The sequence below is a fragment of the Ochrobactrum sp. SSR genome (assembly GCF_030067775.1).
In the GTDB taxonomy this organism is placed as follows: Bacteria; Pseudomonadota; Alphaproteobacteria; order Rhizobiales; family Rhizobiaceae; genus Brucella; species Brucella teleogrylli.
Genome location: NZ_CP125970.1, coordinates 818,785 through 835,752, shown reverse-complemented (window position 1 = coordinate 835,752; position 16,968 = coordinate 818,785). Strand labels below are relative to the sequence as shown.

The following is a 16,968-nucleotide window of genomic DNA, read 5'->3' as shown; positions in this document are numbered from 1 at the left end:
CGTCAAATATCGAAAAAGACGGTTTCTTTTTCGCCCTGCAAATAAATGTCGAAGTGATAGATGTCACCTTCGCGCTGGCCGATCAAGGTCTCAACGCGCGCACGATGCTCGACGCGCGCCAGAACCGGATCTTCCGCATTGGCGTCTGCCTCATCGGAGAAATACATACGCGTCTGCAAGCCGAGATTGATGCCGCGTGCAACGATCCAGAACGTGATATGCGGCGCCATCAGGCGTCCATCCCGGAAGGGAACGCGACCGGGCTTGATCGTCTCGAACACGAACTCGCCAGTTTCCATATGGCTGGGGCAGCGGCCCCATCCACGGAAATTGGGGTCGGCCTTGCCGCCGGTTTCCGAAGGGCTGTTGTAAAGCCCCTTGGCGTCGGCCTGCCAGATTTCCACCAGCGCATCGCGCAGCGGTGCGCCCATGCCATCGATAACGCGACCCTTGATGGTCACACGCTCGCCGGACGTCGTGTCGTTGGTGAGCGGGCCGGACCCGAGATCTTCCGCGAAAACGCCATTAATGCCGACGAAATTCGGCGTCAACCCGATATGGACGTAAGGGCCCGCAGTTTGCGATGCGCTTTCCTTGAGATAACCCAGTGGCTGTACCATATCAGTTGCCCTCCGGCCGGTTTTCAAAGAAGGTCGAGCGGCGTCCGCGCAACACTATGTCGAACTTGTAGGCCAGCATGTCCATCGGCAGGCTCGCATTCATGTCGAGCGGTGCGATAAGGCGCTCAACCGCGCTTCTGTCGGGAACAGTCTTGACGATCGGGCAACGCCAGATCAGCGGATCACCTTCGAAATACATTTGGGTGATCAGACGCTGCGAGAAGCCATGACCGAAGATCGAGAAATGGATATGCGCCGGGCGCCAGTCATTGACGCCATTTGGCCACGGATAAGCGCCGGGCTGGATCGTCTTGAACCAGTAATAGCCATTCTCGTCGGTGATCGTGCGGCCCACGCCGCCGAAATTCGGATCGATGGCCGCGAGATAGGTTTCCTTCTTGTGCCGGTAGCGACCGCCAGCATTGGCCTGCCAGAATTCGACAAGCGCACCAGGGATCGGGCGATTGCTTTCGTCCAGCACACGACCATGCACCAGAATGCGCGGGCCGACCGGCATTTCGCCGGGGCGCGCATAGTTGCGGATCAGGTCGTTATCGAGTTCGTTCAACATGCCATGGCCGAAAACCGGGCCGGTAATCTCGCTCTTGGTGCCTTCCAGCGAAAGCAGCGCGCGGGTGGGCGAGCGCAGAACGGATGTTTTGTACCACGGCGTATAGGCCGGTGGATGCATGGTGAGATCACGAGCGAAAAAAGGGCTCGCTTCCGGCGGTGTGTTTTTCATTTCTCGGCTTCCTCCGCTTCCATCTGTGCGTAGGTCTGTTTGGCGATCTTGAACGCGTGGTTCGATGCAGGCACGCCCGCATAAATCGCAACATGCAGCAGAGCTTCGCAGATGTCTTCCTTGGTTGCGCCCGTATTTTTCGTGGCGCGGATATGCATTGCAACTTCATCGTCCTGGCCAAGAGCGGCCAGAAGCGCAATCGTCACCATGGAGCGCTCGCGCTTTGTCCATTGCGGACGCGACCAGACCGTTCCCCATGCCGTTTCGGTAATAAGCTCCTGAAAGGGCTCATCAAGTCCCGTGGCGGCCTTCGATGCCCGGTCCACATGCGCATCGCCCAGAACCGAGCGACGGACGCTCATTCCAAGCTTGTAACGCTCGGAGCGCTCGACAGTGTCACCCATGGCTATTCTCCCTGTGGAAGCTTAATTTGAAAGTCGGGTTGAAAGAAAATCGCGCAATAGCGAGACATAGGCGTCTGGCTGTTCAACGCAGGGTATGTGGCCGCTATGCGCAATTTCAGCGAAATGCGCGCCGGGCACGAGGCTTGCCAGTTCCTTGACGAGCGCTGGCGGTGTTGCGCCATCCTGATCGCCGACGACACAAAGCACGGGCACGGCAATCGCCTTGGCCGCTTGCGTGAAATCCGCATCGCGCAGGGCTGCGCAGGTTGCCGCATAGCCATCGAGTGGCTGGCGCACGAACATGTTGCAATAGGCGCGGAAGGCGTCATTGTCGGGCTTGCGGAAATCGTCTGTGAACCAGCGCGGCATCGTGCCGTCGAGAATGCTGGCAAGACCGTTTTGCATAATGGCGTCGATGCGGGCGTTCCACATCTCCGCGGTGCCAATCTTGTGGGCGGTGTTGGACAGGACCAGACCGGCGACGAGATCGGGACGGGCGGCATAAGCGCCCTGCGCAATCAGTCCGCCGACCGAAAGGCCGCACAGAACCACGCGGCGGATGGACAGTTTTTCGAGAAGCGCGATCAGATCCTGCGCCAGAAGTTCGATGCTGTAGGGCGTATTGCCAATATCGGAAAGGCCGTGCCCGCGCTTGTCGTAAACCAGCGTCGGGATATCGTTGCCGAGCTTCGCCCTCACGTCATCCCAGATGCGCAGGTCGGTTCCCAGTGAATTGATGAAAACCAGAACGGGCTTTTCATCACCACTCCACTGCAAATCATAGTGAAGGACGATATCGTTGACGTTTGCGAACTGCACGGCTTTCTCCTCTTGATCAGCACTGTTGCGCTTTCCAATTGGTTAAGTAAAATGATATTATCAGTCAAAAACATAACTCATAGGTTATCCAATAAGTGATCGGAAACAGGATCAAGTTTCGCCATCTGCACACCTTTGTTGAAGTGGCGCGGCAGAAGAGCGTGGTCAAGGCGTCGGAAATTTTGAATATCAGCCAGCCCGCCGTCACCAAAACTATCCGTGAGCTGGAGGAGGTGCTGGGCGTTCCGGTTCTGGAGCGCGACGGTCGCGGCATTCGTATCACGCGGTTTGGCGAGGTATTCCTGCGCCATGCGGGCACGGCGCTGACGGCCTTGCGGCAGGGGCTGGATTCGGTCTCGCAGGAGCTCGACGGTTCCGGCCCGCCCATTCGTGTCGGCGCCTTGCCGACAGTTTCCACACGCATCATGCCCAAGGCCATGAGCCTGTTTCTGGCGGAAAAGGCGGGCAGCCGCGTGAAGATCGTCACGGGCGAGAATGCGGTTTTGCTGGAGCAGTTGCGCGTCGGCGATCTCGATTTGGTTGTCGGGCGTCTGGCCGCGCCGGAAAAGATGACCGGCTTTTCCTTCGAACACCTCTATTCCGAGCAGGTGCGGTTTCTGGTCCGGGCAGGGCATCCGCTGACCGACGGGCGACCCGTCTTCGACCATCTGGCGGATTATCCGGTGCTGATGCCGACTCAAAATTCGATCATCCGTCCTTTTGTGGAGCGGTTGCTGATTGCCAACGGCATTGGCGCGCTGCCCATTCAGGTTGAAACCGTGTCGGATGCTTTCGGGCGCGCTTTCGTTCGCGAGAGCGATGCAATCTGGATCATTTCCGAAGGTGTCGTGGCGCGCGATGTGGCGGAAGGCAAACTGGTCATGTTACCGATCGATACCAGCGAGACTGTCGGGCCGGTTGGTCTGACAATGCGGACGGATACGGTCAGCTCCGGGGCGCTGCAAATGCTTATCCAGATATTGCGCGACGTGTCCGGCGCGTCTCTGTCCCGCTCGTCCACAAGCAGACTGCGATGAGGCTAGTGGATTGAATTTGACGTTTGAATCCCGGCTGACATAGATGCTGTTTCAAACGTCAAATTCGAAAAATCCACTAGATACATATACTTGCTAGTGATCTTTTTGATTCCAACATTTGCTCAGCGCGTGAACCGAGGGATGCAAATGTTGGAATCAGACCACTAGTGGTGCAATAGTTCGCCCAGAAATTTGCGCGTGCGTTCCTGCTTCGGATTGGCGAAGAATTCGTCCGGGGGCGCCTGTTCAATAATCGCGCCTTCGGCCATGAAGATCACGCGGTCGGCCACCTGACGGGCAAAACCCATTTCATGGGTGACGCAGATCATCGTCATGCCTTCTTCGGCAAGGCTGACCATGGTGTCGAGCACTTCCTTGACCATTTCCGGATCAAGGGCCGAGGTCGGTTCATCGAAGAGCATGACCTTCGGCTTCATGCAGAGCGCTCGCGCAATCGCAACGCGCTGTTGCTGGCCGCCCGAAAGCTGCGACGGATATTTATCGGCCTGCTCGAGAATTTTCACCCGGTCCAGAAGCGCCCTGGCGCTTTTTTCCGCATCGGCCTTGCTGGCTCCAAGCGAGCGCATGGGCGCCAGCATGCAGTTTTGCAGCACAGTGAGATGCGGGAACAGGTTGAACTGCTGAAACACCATGCCGACCTCACGGCGCACCGCATCGATGGTTTTGCCCGCATGGCCGAGCAACATGCCGCCAACGTGGATTTCACCCTTCTGGTAGGTTTCGAGATGATTGATGCAGCGGATGAGCGTGGATTTTCCACTGCCGGAGGGACCGCAGAGAACGATCTTTTCTCCCTTGCGCACCGCCAGATTGACATCGTGCAAGGCTTGAAAATGGCCATACCATTTCTCGACATTCTGCAAGCGGATCATCGCTTCGGAGGGCTCGGCGGATGGCTGGTGGATCATCGGGTCACTCCGGGCATGGGTCAGGCTCAGCGGCTCGACGCGGCAAATTTACGTTCAAGATGCGCGCCGAAGATCGTCAGCGGGCAGCACATCAGGAAGTAGAGAATGCCCACAATGCCGAAGACGGTGAGCGGCTCGAAAATCTGGTTCGAAATGATGTTGCCAGCCCGCGTCAGCTCGGTGAAGCCGACGATGGAGGCAAGCGATGTTCCCTTGATAAGCTGCACCAGAAAGCCGATGGTTGCGGGCAGCGAAATGCGGATCGCCTGCGGCAGGATTACATCCTTCATGCGCCAGAAATAGCGAAGGCTCAGCGCTTTCGCGGCCTCCATCTGTCCCTTGGGAACCGCCTCAATCGAGCCGCGCCAGATTTCGCCAAGATAGGCGCTGGCATGCAGGGTCAGGCCGATGGCGACGGCCAGCCATGCATCGAGTTTCAGCCCGATCAGTGCAAGGCCATAATAGACGACGAAGAGCTGCATCAGGAGCGGCGTGCCCTGAAAGACCGCGATATAGCCAGCGGTCAATCGTTCCAGCACAGGAAAGCCCGATGTGCGAAGCAAGGCAATGCCAAGACCGGCCGTGCAGCCGCAGACGAAGCCCACGGCGGAGAGCGCGACCGTCCACTTCAATCCGATCAGCAGGAAGACGAATTCATCGTGACCCATGGGAATGCTCCTACTTGACCGGATAGGCGAAATAGCGCGCCGAAATGAAGGAGAAGAGGCGCATCATGACCCAGGAAATCACCAGATAGAACGCCGTGACGGTAAAATAGACCTCGAAGCTGCGGAAGCTGTCGGATTCGATGCGCTGGGCAACTGAGGTCAGTTCATAGGCCGAGATTGCCGAGGCGATGCTGGTCGTCAGCGTCAACAGGATGAACTGGCTGGTCAGCGATGGGAAAATTGCCCGCAAGGCCGGTTTCAGCACGATCAATCGGAAGACCTGCGCCTTATGCAGACCAAGCGCGATGCCCGCCTCGATCTGGCCTTTCGGAATGGATTGAACACCGCCACGAATGATTTCGATGGCATAGGCGCCGCCATTGATGCCGAGCGCAATGATGGCGGTCGGCGTCGGGTCGAGCCGGACACCGGCCAGCGGCAGAGCGAAATAGATGAAGAATATCTGGACGAGAAAGGGCGTGTTGCGGATGAGTTCGACAAAGCCGATGACCAGCCATCGCAAAAACCAGTAGCGCGAACCGCGCAGCAGAACACCGCCAATGCCGATGACGATTGCCAGCAACATGCCGAATATGGCCAGGGTAAAGGTGCCCAGACAGGCAAGCAGCAGGCTGGGGAGGCCATCGATGACCGGCGTGAAATCCAGAGTATAATTCATCGTTCGCTCTGTCTGTTTTTATCAAGGCGCGGCGAGATCGCCGTTGCTCTCTTGCTCCAATTGACCGGCGCGGCTGGCCAGATGTCTGTCGGTCAGTCCTTGTCGACCATTTTCGCCATGGCTTGCACGGCCAGTTCATACCCATTCGCGCCGAACCCGATCAGGATACCGGTTGCGACACGCGAAATGAGCGAATTGTGGTAGATGCTCTCGCGGGCATGGACGTTTGAGATATGCAGCTCGATCTTCGGGCCGTCGAACATTTTCAACGCATCGAGCAGGGCGACCGACGTGAAAGTATAGCCCGCGGGATTGACGATGATGCCGCAGGCTCCTTTGCGCGCCTGATGCACGCTTTCCACCAGTTCGCCCTCGAAATTGGTCTGGCGAAAATCGACCGCAAATCCCAGCGTCTCGGCCACCTGTGTCGCGCGGTCGCGAATATCGGCAAGCGTCGTGGTGCCATAGACTGTCGGCTCCCGCTCGCCGAGCAGATTGAGATTGGGGCCGTTCAAGATAAAGATTGTTCTGGACATGGTGCTTCCCGAAACGGCGGGTAAGCCGTTTTTACGACATGAGGAAACGGTTGCAGACGCTGGCGTTTTTAGGATCGGATTGGCGCCCCCCGGTGCCAATCCAAATCTTGTTTTTATGCATTTGAACGCAGAGCGGCTTCGCGCTTTTGCCGGGAATGCTTTTTTAGCCAGCGTCTGCAATCGGGATCGCTGAATTATCAGTTCGCCGTGAAGGAAACGCCTTCAAGCTTTTCCGGGAATTCCGGAACCGGCACCTTCATCCACTTGTCGTAGATTTTCTTCAGCTCGCCATTGTCCTTGATCTTGTCGATGAAGCTGTTGATGGCGGCGTTGAGTTCCTTTTCGCCCAGACGCGTGCAGGCGCCGTTATAGAGCTTCTGGAATTCCAGCTTGTTTTCGAATTCGCCCGGACGGGCCTTCTCGACGCGGTCCATGTAGAAGATGTTTCCGCCCAATGCCTGCACCTGACCCGAAGCCAGAGCCTGAACGCTTGGCGCATCGCCGTCATAGCGGCGGATGGTGGCGCTGGATGGTGCGTTCTTGGTCACCTGCGTGTCCTGCGCAGCGCCCTTCGCAACCGCGATGGTGAGATTGGCCATATCTTCATTGGTCTTGATCGACATGGATTTCGGGCCGATCAGCACAATGGCATTGGCCACATAGGGCTTGCTGAACTGTACCGCCTTGGCGCGTTCCGGCAGCATCGCCATGGTTGCGAACAGCACGTCGACGCGACCGGTGGTCAGCGCGGGAATGCGGTTGTTGACTTCGAGCGGTACGAATTCGACCGGCACGCCCAGTTCCTTGCCGAACAGATTGGCAATATCGGCGTCAAGACCGTCCTGCTGGCCAGCGCTCGTCACGAAACCCCATGGCGGATTGTCGCCCTGAATACCAACGATCAGCTTGCCGCGCGCCTTGATTTCCTCCGGCGTGATGGCGGATGCGGGCTTGGTCATCCCGGCGGCGGCAACCAGCGCCGCCGCACCCAGCATCATGTTGCGACGTGTCAGCATCGATTTAAACATTCGTTCCTCCTCCCAAAAACTGGCGCTCTGTCGATCCTCTCCCGTGGATCAGATGGCCGTATGAGTATATTTTTGTCAGATGATGCTTGGCAAATCAACCGAGTTTATAAAAATCATATGAGATTTTGTATTTTGCACAAAACGCATTTTTCCGACAGACAACCGACGGATATGTACGAGCGAATGCGGTTCAGACGATGCGCCCGCTTTTGAGAATATGATCCATGCCGCTCAGGATATGGCGGCGCACAACGGCTTGCGCGCCTTCGACATCGCGCGCCACGGCCAGTTCGAATAGCAATTTGTGGTCATCCACGACGGGCCGTCCGCGAAAGGTCTGCGCCAGCATGTGATAGCGCAAAAAGCGGTCGAACACCGAGGACAGCGCCGTCAGCAGTGTTTGCGAATCGCATGCCGAGACGATGGCCTGATGAAACTCCCAGTCGTAACGCACCCAGTCCATGGTGCGCGATGCATCGCCCGCAAGCAGCACTCTTTCCGCAGCGGCGAGCTTGTGGTGGGCCGCAACGATACGCCCTTCCCATTCCAGATCGCCGACCGCGAAGGAAAGCCCGATGGCGTGGGTTTCGAGAACCGAGCGCAGATCGGCCAGTTCCTCAAGCTCCTTGCGGGAAGCCGGGCTCACTTCAAAACCGCGCTGCCCTTCAGCGACGACCAGATTTTCCGTGGTCAGCCGGTTGAGGATCTCGCGCAGCGACGAGACGCTGATCGAATAGCGCTCCTTTGCCTGTTCCAGCTTGATCTTGGCCCGTGGCGGTAATGTCCCGGAGATGATGTCCTTGCGGATCTGCCGGAAAACTACATCGCTGACGGTTTCGGTGGGTGCGCTTTCTTCCCGCAGCATGGTGTTTCCTTTTCCGTGGCGGTCACGATCAACGGCAGTGGCAAATCAGGGCAAGGTGCCCCCGGCCAGCGCATGTTGGACGCCGCCATCTATGTGCTTGATAAGAATAGCTTTTGCTTCGGTCGCATTGCGCGCTAGCGCAGCGTCGAGCAATTGCTTGTGTTCCTTTTCGGCGACATCGCCGCGATAGGACAACGCAACCATCTGATAGCGCAGATATTTGTCGAAGACGGTGGCGTGGGTTTCCATCAGCAATCTTGAACCGCAGGCGGAAATTAGCGCCTGATGAAACTCCCAGTCATAGCGTTTCCATTCTTCCGCCCGGCTGGCGTCGCCTGACGCCATGATCTGCTCCATCCGCGAAAGCTTGTAGTGCGCGGAGACCAGTTGCGCCTCCCAATCCATCCCGCCGAAAGCGAAGGATTGCTCCAGCGCGTGGGTTTCGAGCAACAGGCGCAATGCAGCGATTTCCTTGAGATCGGCATCCGACATGGGCGCGACTTCGAAGCCGCGCTGGCCTTCGGCAACGACAAAACCTTCCGATGACAGCCGGTTGAGGATTTCGCGCAACGTACTCACGCTGGTGTCGTAGGAATCCTTCAGGCTTTCCAGCCGCAACCGCTGCGCAGGCGCCAGCCGCCCGAAAATAATATCGGTCCGAATGCGGCGATAGCAGCTTTCAGCAATGGACTCATTGGAAGATTCGTAACGCATTTGGAGATATCTCAGATATTCGACACTTTATCATACATGTCTCGCGCTGCGGTTACAATGTGATATCCTGTCTTGCGGCAAGGTCCGACATTTTCTCGGATGATTTTTGGATCGTCCCTGAATACGGAGGCTGACCGGCCTCCACGGAATATCGCGGCAGCAGCACGATACGGACAGATCATTTGATATATTGCTGTTGGTGGATCGTGCTTACGGTTGGCGCTGTTGCAAGCTGATGGCTCCGCCTCGTCTTCGACTTGGATGTGGTTGCGGGATAGGCGCTGTTAGTGAAATCCGTAAAGAAGTCGGCGAAGCGAAGCTGATAGTACGAGCGGCTTGGCTCTTCCTTCTTGGGGTGTAAACTCTCAATAGTTGCATCTTTAGGTGGCAAAATGTGGGAAGAAGAATTAATAGAGGAAGTCGGCGTTACCGGCGAGGTGATTGCCGCCAGAGAATCGCGTGCTGCGGCAAAAGGAATGCGCGGCAACTCATCGTCGCCGCTTCGGCGAACCCAAAGCTTATCGAGCGGCAGTCGCGATGTTATTGGGAGCTTTAGCGTTGAACCAGTAAGTTATGGAAAAAACTCTAAGGTTCTTGGGCGTGTCCCGACCAATGTGACGCATCGCGCAAGCAACGGTTTCTTTTCAGAATTGCAGGCTCGCTCGTCGGAATTTGGAAAAGCGGCCAAAGACATAAACGACCGATATTTGAATCATATTGAGGCGGCATGGTCCAAATCAGAAGAGATATTAATAAGCAGATTAACATATCCTATTCCTGTGAATATTTTGGCAGATTTTGCAAAGTTAAATTATGAGGAAGCGTTGTCAAAAAAATTTGGGTTGTTCTCTAAATCGAATCATATCTTCGCAATAACGATTCTATAAATTGGCACGGTGAAGGTATTACTCTACCAGAATTAAATTTAAGATGGAAAAAGTTTATTAAATGGAAAGATAGAGTAACTAGGGCTGAAGAAGGTATAAGGCCAATAATTGATGAGCTTTCTGAATTCAATCGAATAATTGCAAATCATAAATAATAACTTAAAATATGTTTTTTTTGGATAGTGATATTTTATGATTTTACATTCGGATCTTTGGATCTATATTATTTCTACGAGACGAAGGTTATTTGACTTCGCCCGACGTGGAGTTATCGTGCTACGAAAGCTTCAATAGCAACCGGCAGAAACCGGTGCTACGACTTCTGCCGATCTTCATTTCGTTCCCGGTAGAAATAGCATGACCTCACAAACACCTATCCGTAAACCGCGTGGCCGCGATCTTGGCATCCCTTTCACCGGGCGCACTGGTCCGCATAATGCGATCACCGATGTTGATGGCGTCGGTGTCGGCTTTCAAACGATCATCGAGAACGAGCCGCGCCCGGGCCGCAAGCGTCCTGTCCGCAGTGGCGTGACGGCCATTCTGCCGCACATGCAGTCGGAAACGCCTGTTCCAGTCTATGCTGGTGTGCATCGTTTCAACGGCAATGGCGAAATGACCGGCACGCACTGGATCGCGGATGGCGGTTATTTTCTGGGACCCGTCGTCATCACCAATACGCATGGCATTGGCATGGCGCATCACGCCACCACCCGCTGGATGGTTGACCGCTATGCCTCGACCTACAAGACCGACGATTTTCTCTGGATCATGCCCGTTATTGCCGAGACCTATGACGGCGTGTTGAACGACATCAACTGCTTTCCGGTTACCGAAGCCGATGTGCGCAAGTCGCTCGACAGCGTTGCCTCCGGCCCGGTGCAGGAAGGCAATTGCGGCGGCGGCACGGGCATGATCACCTATGGTTTCAAGGGCGGCACGGGCACGGCATCGCGCGTCGTGGAATTCGGTGGTCGCAGCTTCACCATTGGCGCGCTGGTGCAGGCCAATCACGGCCAGCGCGACTGGCTGACCATTGCCGGTGTTCCGGTTGGCCAGCATATGCGCGACGGCACGCCGCAAAGCCAGTTGCAGGAGCGCGGTTCCATCATCGTGGTGCTGGCAACGGACCTGCCCTTGATGCCACATCAGTTGCAGCGGCTGGCACGTCGCGCCGCGATCGGCATCGGTCGCAATGGCACGCCGGGCGGCAACAATTCGGGCGATATTTTCCTGGCCTTCTCGACGGCCAATCAGCGCCCGATGCAACACCGTTCCGCGCCGTTCCTCCAGATGGAAGTGGTGAATGACGAGCCGCTCGATCCATTCTATCTCGCTGCGGTCGATAGCGTGGAGGAAGCAGTGGTCAATGCGATGCTGGCAGCTGAAGATATGGGCGGCACGCCTTACGACCGTCTGCGCGTTCAGGCTATCGATCACGACAGGCTGCGCGAAGTGCTGGCCCGTTACGGACGGCTGTCTGCATAAAGACGGCTGATTGCAAATATAGAAAGCAGCGACAGATGCGGGTTCTGTCGCTGCTCCCCCTTTTGTGATGCCCTTTTGACTGGAGGTCAGATCATCACAAACTGGTAGTGTTGGTGGGGCCCATTTTTGCCACTAGAACGACCGCTGGAAGCGCACCGTGCCGCCCCAGGCATCGTTGACCTTGTTGTCGCGAAAATCGGCTTCGTAACGCCTCCAGTTCCCACCGAATTTGGTGTAGTTGACTTCCGGCGTGATGGTGAAGCCGGGGACAATTTGGTAGGCAATATTGGCGGCAGCAGCCGTCTTGCCCCAATCGTCATGCGCACCTTGGAGATTGAACGCGACCTTGTCGGTTGCCAGGAATTTCAGGCCGCCCCAAACAGCCCAGTCGCCGCCCCATTGGCCGTACATCTGGTCCGGGTCTTCTTCCGAAGCATAGCCGCCCTGTAACCAGAGCGAGAAACGGTCGGTCAGATTGACGTCGCCGCGAAGCTTGGCCGCCCATTCTTCGATAACGGAATCATACGCAACGACGCCCGCAATAGAGCCCCAGCCGCCTGCATATTTCAGGCCGCCGACGACATGCGGCACATAACCGTCGATCGTGTAATGATGGCCTGTCGGATTTCTGTAACCGTTATCGTTGTCGCCGCCCTCTTCGAGAGCGATCACTGCGGAGAAGCCGCTGCTGCTTGCGAATGTGTAAGAGATCTTGCCTGTGCGATAGGCGCCGGGAGAAACCACGTCGTCGTTAATGACGTCGCCGAGATAGCCGGTGAAAGTGTGGAATTCTGACTCGTCGATGCCGACTTTGAGACCACCCAGTTCGATATAGGCGAATTGGAGAACGACTTCCGAGCCGCTCCAGCCATAAACGTCGGTTCTGCGCGAATTATTTGCCCAATAGTTGAATCGGGTCTCGGTGAAAGTCTTCAACGTGCCCAGTTCGGTTTCGGAAGCAGTCGAGGTGCGCAACGCAAAACGGGCGCCCTTGTCCCAGCCTTCTCGATCTATGCCCGAAAAGACATTATCAGCGCCATTCATGTCGTAACGCACATAGCCATGAATGCGCAGGCAGGTCTCGGTGCCGGGGATGTAAAAATAGCCCGCGCCATAGGTGTCGCAAACACGCACATATTCAACGGCTTCCGGCTCCGGTGCGATGATTGCGTCGGCAGCGTAAGATGAAAAAGACATCATCGTCGCTGCCGAAGAGATCAGAACGGTCTTCATTTTCATAAGAGTTGCCTCGATTCAGCGTGAACTTTGAGAGAGTTCATGTATATCGCGGCAAAGCTTCGGTCTCAATGGAACTTAAAGTAATTAAATCCAATAGAGTTGTTATGTTGCATAAGAGATACCAATTTATATAATAAATATCGATTTGTATTTTTACTTTTACATGATTAGATATGGATTACCAATAAATCAAACTATGAAATAGTTATATAACTAATTATAAAATTCTCATTATTTTTCAAAAAAGTTGCGATTTTGCGAATTTGATTGATAGTATAATCATGCATTTCAAAATGAGAGGATTTAATCGTTCCTTTGGAGCGGCTAATTGGAAAAGAAGTTTATCGATGACGATTGACGCAGAAAAAATGATTTTATTGCGCGACTTGATGGCGAATATACTTGTCTCCGCGAAAATATGGCGATCACTGGCCAATGAGGCGCTGCTGGACCTTGGACTTGATTCCGGGGTTGCGGCCTGCCTGTTCTGGATCGCCTATGTGGGCGATGGCGCCAAGCAAATCGATATCGCGACGGAAATGGGGCTGACGGCTGCATCGCTGGTGCGGATGATCGATTCACTCGAAGCGCTGCAGCTGGCGCGCCGCGAGGTGGATGAGAACAACCGGCGGGCCAACCGGATCAGGCTGACCGACGAGGGGCGTCGTGTCGTTTCCATCATGCAGACGATCCTGGATAGTGTGCACCAGAATCTGTTCCGGGAATTTGAGAGTTCCGATATCAACACGGCCAATACTCTTTTGCGGCGCGTCATCAGTGAAAGGGCGTGATCCCTGTTCGATCACGGCCGAGCCGGCACGGTGTTGAAGAAACTGCGCCTGGTCCGGTTGTTGCCGGACAGGCGATTCAAGGCTCATTTGTTGCGGAATGTTTCTGGCTTCGACGCGGAAATATTCGGTTACAAAAAAATGAAAACCGCCCGCCGTGAAGTGGCTATAGTGTTTTTCAACAACACCTGATTGATAACGTCACGAGCCCGAATGAGCGTTCCGCCCCATATACTGATCGTCGATGACGACCCGGAAATCCGCTCGTTGTTGTCGCGCTATATCAGCGAGCAGGGTTTTCGCGTTTCGGTGGCGGGCGATCGCCGCGAATGCGAAAAGCGTCTCACGGAGACCAACCCCAATCTGATTGTTCTGGATGTCATGTTGCCGGATGGTTCGGGCCTCGACATTTGCAGGCGGCTGCGTGACCGGGAGCCTAGCATTCCGGTCATCCTGCTGACTGCATTGAAAGAGGATGTGGATCGCATCATCGGTCTGGAAATCGGCGCGGATGACTATCTGGGCAAGCCGTTCAATCCGCGCGAACTGACGGCTCGCATCAAGGCTGTGCTGCGCCGCAGCCAGCATGTTCCATTATCCACTAATGATGATGTTACGCTTTTCCATTTCGGCGCCTTCGTCCTCGACCCGCAGCTGCGCAAGGTTGCGAGGGATGATGGCGCGCAGGTCGATCTGACGGCGGCTGAATTCGATCTGCTCAAAGTATTCGTGGAGCGTCCTGGTCGGCTATTGTCGCGTGACCAGCTGCTCGATTTCACACAGGGGCGGGGACGCGGCCCGCTTGATCGCTCGATTGACGTTCTTATGAGCCGGTTGCGCCGCAAGCTTGATGACAGTCAGGCTGGCGATGTATTCAAGACCGTGCGCAATGGCGGCTATCAGCTGACGATACCGGTCAAAACATCGGTTGTGACGCGATGAACACATTGCGCAATCGCATCGCTCTGTTGTTGATCTGCGCCATCGTCTCCGTTGTGGGACTGGCGACATTTGCGGCGGACCGCGTACTCAGTCCGCCGCCGCGCGAACTGACGTCTGATCCGCTGGCGCGCCAGATCATGCTGCAGGTGTCGCTGTTCACTCAGAACCCGGCAGCAGCGCAAGCCTATGGCCTTGTCGTTCAGGACAAACCCATTGATACGAATGTCGATGAGAGGGGAACCCGCTTCATCTCGCGCGCGCTGGCTGCAAACGGTAAGGACTGGCCGCTGATCGTCAGCCATGCGGACACGCCGAGGACGGACAATGTCTCGGTCAAACTTGGCGAGGATCGGTGGATCATTTTGCAAATTCCGCAAATGGGGCCGCCGGAAGGCGCCGCTCGCGTGCTGGCTTTGTGGGTCTGCCTGATTGTGCTGGGCAGTGCTGTCATTTCATTGTTCGCCGCTGCCAAGATCACGAAGCCGCTGCGCCTGCTCGAAGGGGCGGTGACGCGCATCGGGCCGGATGGCGTCCTGCCGCTGATCCCCGAAACCGGATCGGGCGAAGTGCGCGCAACTGCAAAGGCCATCAACCGCCTGTCAACGAGGCTCAAGACGGCAATGGAAAGCCGCATGCGGCTGGTTGCCGCCGCCGGTCATGATCTGCGCACACCGATGACGCGGATGCGGCTGCGCGCCGAATTCGTCGCAGATGAGGCGGAGCGTGCGAAATGGCTGGCAGATCTCGAAGAGCTCGATTCCATCGCCGACAGCGCCATTCGTCTCGTGCGCGAGGAAGTGGACAGCAACGGCGCGACGGAGATTTTGCAGCTCGACCGCCTCGTGACCGAACTGGTCGCGGAACTGCGGGCGATTGGCTATTCGGCAGAGTTGCAGCCGGTGAAAACCGCGCAGCCCCTCGTCGTGCAGGCCAACCCGATTGCGCTGACGCGCGCCTTGCGCAACCTGATGATCAACGCGGCAACCCATGGCCATCACGCTGTTGTGTCGAGTGTTGAGAAGAACGGCGAAGCAGTCGTTCTTATAGAAGATAACGGTCCGGGCATTCCTGAAGAATTGATAGGGCGCATTTTCGAGCCCTTCTTCCGGGTCGATGCGGGACGCCGGAAAATGCATCCCGGTGCGGGGCTTGGGCTGGCCATCGCCAAGGAAATTATCGAGCGCATGGGAGGGCGCATCGATATCGCCAACAAAACGCCGAACGGCATCGCGCAAACCGTGACGCTGCCGGTCGCAACCAAATCGCTCAGTAAACAAGGTTTATAGTATGGTTCAGCCGCTGATTTCCCGTAGCAAACCGTGTCGCTTCCTCCCAGATGCGCGGTCTTTCGGAATGGCGCTGGCCGCCGTGTCGCTTCTGCTGGTTTCTGCCTGTTCGCAGGAGCAATCCCAGAAGGCGGGCACCAATGCCGCGGCGCTGCCGAAACCGGAGGTTGGCGTTGTGACCTTGCAGCCGCAATCGGTCTCGATCAATGCCGAAATGCCGGGGCGCACCACCGCGTCGCTAGTGGCGGAAGTCAGACCACAGGTTGGCGGTATCATCGAGCAGAGGCTGTTTACGGAAGGCAGCGAGGTCAAAGAGGGCGATGCGCTCTATCAGATCGAACCTGCCAGCTATAAGGCTGCCTATGAGAGTGCAGCTGCCGATCTCCAGCGGGCGGAAGCGACTGTACCCAGCGCGCAATCCATGGTGACGCGCTATCAGGGGCTGATCAAGCAGAACGCCGTCAGCAAGCAGGACCTCGACAATGCGGTTGCATCGCTGGCGCAGGCCAAGGCCGATGTTGCGGCAGCGAAAGCCGCGCTGGAAACGGCGCGTATCAACCTTGATTATACGTCGATCAAGGCGCCGATCAGCGGACGCATCGACCGCTCGACCCTGACGCCCGGCGCGCTGGTGACAGCCAGCCAGGACACGGCGCTGACCACCATCCGCACGCTTGACCCCATCAATGTCGATGTGACGCAATCGAGCACCAATCTGCTCAATCTTCGTCAGGCCATCCAGGATGGGCGCATCAAGATCAGTGGTGAAAATGTCAGCGTGCGGCTCAAGTTGGAAAACGGCGCGATCTATCCGCTGCCGGGCAAGCTGGAATTTGCAGAATCCGCAGTCAGCGAGACGACGGGCACCTTTACGCTCCGCGCCACATTCCCCAATCCGGATCGACTGCTTCTGCCGGGCATGTACGTGCGCGCGCTGGTGGAAGAGGGCGTTGCGCCCAACAGCTTCCTCCTGCCGCAGCGCGGCGTTTCGCGCAATGCCAAGGGCGAGCCGACCGGCCTTTTCGTCAATGCCGAGAACAAGGTAGAGGAGCGCGTCCTCGAAGTCCGCCAGAGCGTCGGCAATAATTGGCTGGTCAACGGCGGCGTTGCGGCTGGCGACCGGGTCATCGTGGAAGGATCGCAGCTCGTCCGCGCCGGTCAGGAAGTGCAGGCGGTCGATGTCATTGTTGATGATACGACCGGCGAGGTGCGCGAGCGCAAACAGGCGCAGACGACCGATGGCGCTGGCAGTCAGTTGACCCAGAACCAGACCGGCAACGCGGCGGTGAAGGAATAG

At 56.6% G+C, this 16,968-nt stretch carries 20 protein-coding genes; 8 read left to right on the top strand and 12 right to left on the bottom strand.

Annotated elements, in window-relative coordinates; translation table 11 throughout:
* Nucleotides 1-2 precede the first annotated feature (2 nt).
* Genes pcaG through pcaD form a run of 4 tightly spaced genes read right to left on the bottom strand, consistent with a single transcriptional unit; the run spans nucleotide 3 to nucleotide 2,585 of the window.
* Nucleotides 3-620: a protocatechuate 3,4-dioxygenase subunit alpha gene (gene pcaG / locus QLQ11_RS15320; protein WP_109367134.1), complete on the bottom strand. Its 618-nt coding sequence runs from the start codon at nucleotides 618-620 to the stop codon at nucleotides 3-5.
* Between the two features lies 1 nt (nucleotide 621).
* Nucleotides 622-1,362 (bottom strand): protocatechuate 3,4-dioxygenase subunit beta, encoded by a 741-nt coding sequence (gene pcaH / locus QLQ11_RS15315; protein ID WP_109367135.1) that lies wholly within the window; start codon nucleotides 1,360-1,362, stop codon nucleotides 622-624.
* Nucleotides 1,359-1,766, bottom strand: a complete 408-nt coding sequence (gene pcaC, locus QLQ11_RS15310; protein WP_109367136.1) for a 4-carboxymuconolactone decarboxylase — start codon at nucleotides 1,764-1,766, stop codon at nucleotides 1,359-1,361. The genes pcaH and pcaC overlap by 4 nt, the downstream gene beginning before the upstream one ends.
* A 21-nt stretch (nucleotides 1,767-1,787) precedes the next feature.
* Nucleotides 1,788-2,585: a 3-oxoadipate enol-lactonase gene (pcaD, locus tag QLQ11_RS15305; protein WP_109367137.1), complete on the bottom strand. Its 798-nt coding sequence runs from the start codon at nucleotides 2,583-2,585 to the stop codon at nucleotides 1,788-1,790.
* A 95-nt stretch (nucleotides 2,586-2,680) separates the two neighbouring features.
* On the opposite strand from pcaD, the gene pcaQ reads away from it, so the two are divergent.
* Nucleotides 2,681-3,622 carry a pca operon transcription factor PcaQ gene (gene pcaQ, locus QLQ11_RS15300; RefSeq protein ID WP_109367138.1) on the top strand — a complete coding sequence of 314 codons (942 nt, stop codon included), beginning with the start codon at nucleotides 2,681-2,683 and terminating at the stop codon, nucleotides 3,620-3,622.
* 164 nt (nucleotides 3,623-3,786) lie between these two features.
* On the opposite strand, the gene QLQ11_RS15295 is transcribed toward pcaQ, so the two are convergent.
* From QLQ11_RS15295 to QLQ11_RS15265, 7 genes are all read right to left on the bottom strand, one after another.
* A complete protein-coding gene (locus QLQ11_RS15295; protein ID WP_109367965.1) occupies nucleotides 3,787-4,515 on the bottom strand; it encodes an amino acid ABC transporter ATP-binding protein in 729 nt (242 codons plus the stop codon).
* A gap of 62 nt (nucleotides 4,516-4,577) precedes the next feature.
* Nucleotides 4,578-5,219 (bottom strand): amino acid ABC transporter permease, encoded by a 642-nt coding sequence (locus QLQ11_RS15290; protein ID WP_109367139.1) that lies wholly within the window; start codon nucleotides 5,217-5,219, stop codon nucleotides 4,578-4,580.
* Between the two features lie 10 nt (nucleotides 5,220-5,229).
* A complete protein-coding gene (locus tag QLQ11_RS15285) occupies nucleotides 5,230-5,898 on the bottom strand; it encodes an amino acid ABC transporter permease (protein ID WP_109367140.1) in 669 nt (222 codons plus the stop codon).
* Between the two features lie 92 nt (nucleotides 5,899-5,990).
* Nucleotides 5,991-6,434 carry a type II 3-dehydroquinate dehydratase gene (locus tag QLQ11_RS15280; RefSeq protein WP_109367141.1) on the bottom strand — a complete coding sequence of 148 codons (444 nt, stop codon included), beginning with the start codon at nucleotides 6,432-6,434 and terminating at the stop codon, nucleotides 5,991-5,993.
* Nucleotides 6,435-6,631: 197 nt separating this feature from the next.
* Nucleotides 6,632-7,462, bottom strand: coding sequence for a transporter substrate-binding domain-containing protein (locus QLQ11_RS15275; protein WP_109367142.1), 831 nt, complete (start codon nucleotides 7,460-7,462; stop codon nucleotides 6,632-6,634).
* A gap of 190 nt (nucleotides 7,463-7,652) precedes the next feature.
* Entirely contained in the window at nucleotides 7,653-8,327 is a 675-nt protein-coding gene (locus tag QLQ11_RS15270) for a GntR family transcriptional regulator (RefSeq protein ID WP_109367143.1), read from the bottom strand.
* A gap of 45 nt (nucleotides 8,328-8,372) precedes the next feature.
* Nucleotides 8,373-9,041 (bottom strand): GntR family transcriptional regulator, encoded by a 669-nt coding sequence (locus QLQ11_RS15265; RefSeq protein ID WP_109367144.1) that lies wholly within the window; start codon nucleotides 9,039-9,041, stop codon nucleotides 8,373-8,375.
* Nucleotides 9,042-9,433: 392 nt separating this feature from the next.
* Here QLQ11_RS15265 and QLQ11_RS15260 point away from each other — a divergent pair, with 392 nt between their 5' ends.
* Nucleotides 9,434-9,928: a hypothetical protein gene (locus QLQ11_RS15260; protein ID WP_109367145.1), complete on the top strand. Its 495-nt coding sequence runs from the start codon at nucleotides 9,434-9,436 to the stop codon at nucleotides 9,926-9,928.
* A gap of 357 nt (nucleotides 9,929-10,285) precedes the next feature.
* Nucleotides 10,286-11,416 (top strand): P1 family peptidase, encoded by a 1,131-nt coding sequence (locus QLQ11_RS15255; RefSeq protein ID WP_124916280.1) that lies wholly within the window; start codon nucleotides 10,286-10,288, stop codon nucleotides 11,414-11,416.
* Nucleotides 11,417-11,548: 132 nt separating this feature from the next.
* Here QLQ11_RS15255 and QLQ11_RS15250 read toward each other — a convergent pair whose 3' ends face one another.
* Complete coding sequence (locus QLQ11_RS15250) at nucleotides 11,549-12,655, bottom strand: porin (RefSeq protein WP_109367147.1); 1,107 nt, start codon at nucleotides 12,653-12,655, stop codon at nucleotides 11,549-11,551.
* Nucleotides 12,656-12,936: 281 nt separating this feature from the next.
* On the opposite strand from QLQ11_RS15250, the gene QLQ11_RS15245 reads away from it, so the two are divergent.
* From QLQ11_RS15245 to QLQ11_RS15225, 5 genes are read left to right on the top strand one after another with little or no spacing between them, the layout of a single operon-like run.
* Entirely contained in the window at nucleotides 12,937-13,446 is a 510-nt protein-coding gene (locus QLQ11_RS15245; protein WP_121538201.1) for a MarR family winged helix-turn-helix transcriptional regulator, read from the top strand.
* A 30-nt stretch (nucleotides 13,447-13,476) separates the two neighbouring features.
* Entirely contained in the window at nucleotides 13,477-13,635 is a 159-nt protein-coding gene (locus tag QLQ11_RS15240; RefSeq protein ID WP_167836076.1) for a hypothetical protein, read from the top strand.
* A gap of 21 nt (nucleotides 13,636-13,656) precedes the next feature.
* Nucleotides 13,657-14,385, top strand: coding sequence for a response regulator (locus tag QLQ11_RS15235; RefSeq protein WP_109367149.1), 729 nt, complete (start codon nucleotides 13,657-13,659; stop codon nucleotides 14,383-14,385).
* Nucleotides 14,382-15,671, top strand: coding sequence for an ATP-binding protein (locus tag QLQ11_RS15230; protein WP_109367150.1), 1,290 nt, complete (start codon nucleotides 14,382-14,384; stop codon nucleotides 15,669-15,671). Before QLQ11_RS15235 ends, QLQ11_RS15230 begins: the two co-directional genes overlap by 4 nt.
* Nucleotide 15,672: 1 nt before the next feature.
* On the top strand, nucleotides 15,673-16,968 hold the full coding sequence (locus tag QLQ11_RS15225; protein ID WP_371835961.1) for an efflux RND transporter periplasmic adaptor subunit: 1,296 nt from the start codon (nucleotides 15,673-15,675) through the stop codon (nucleotides 16,966-16,968).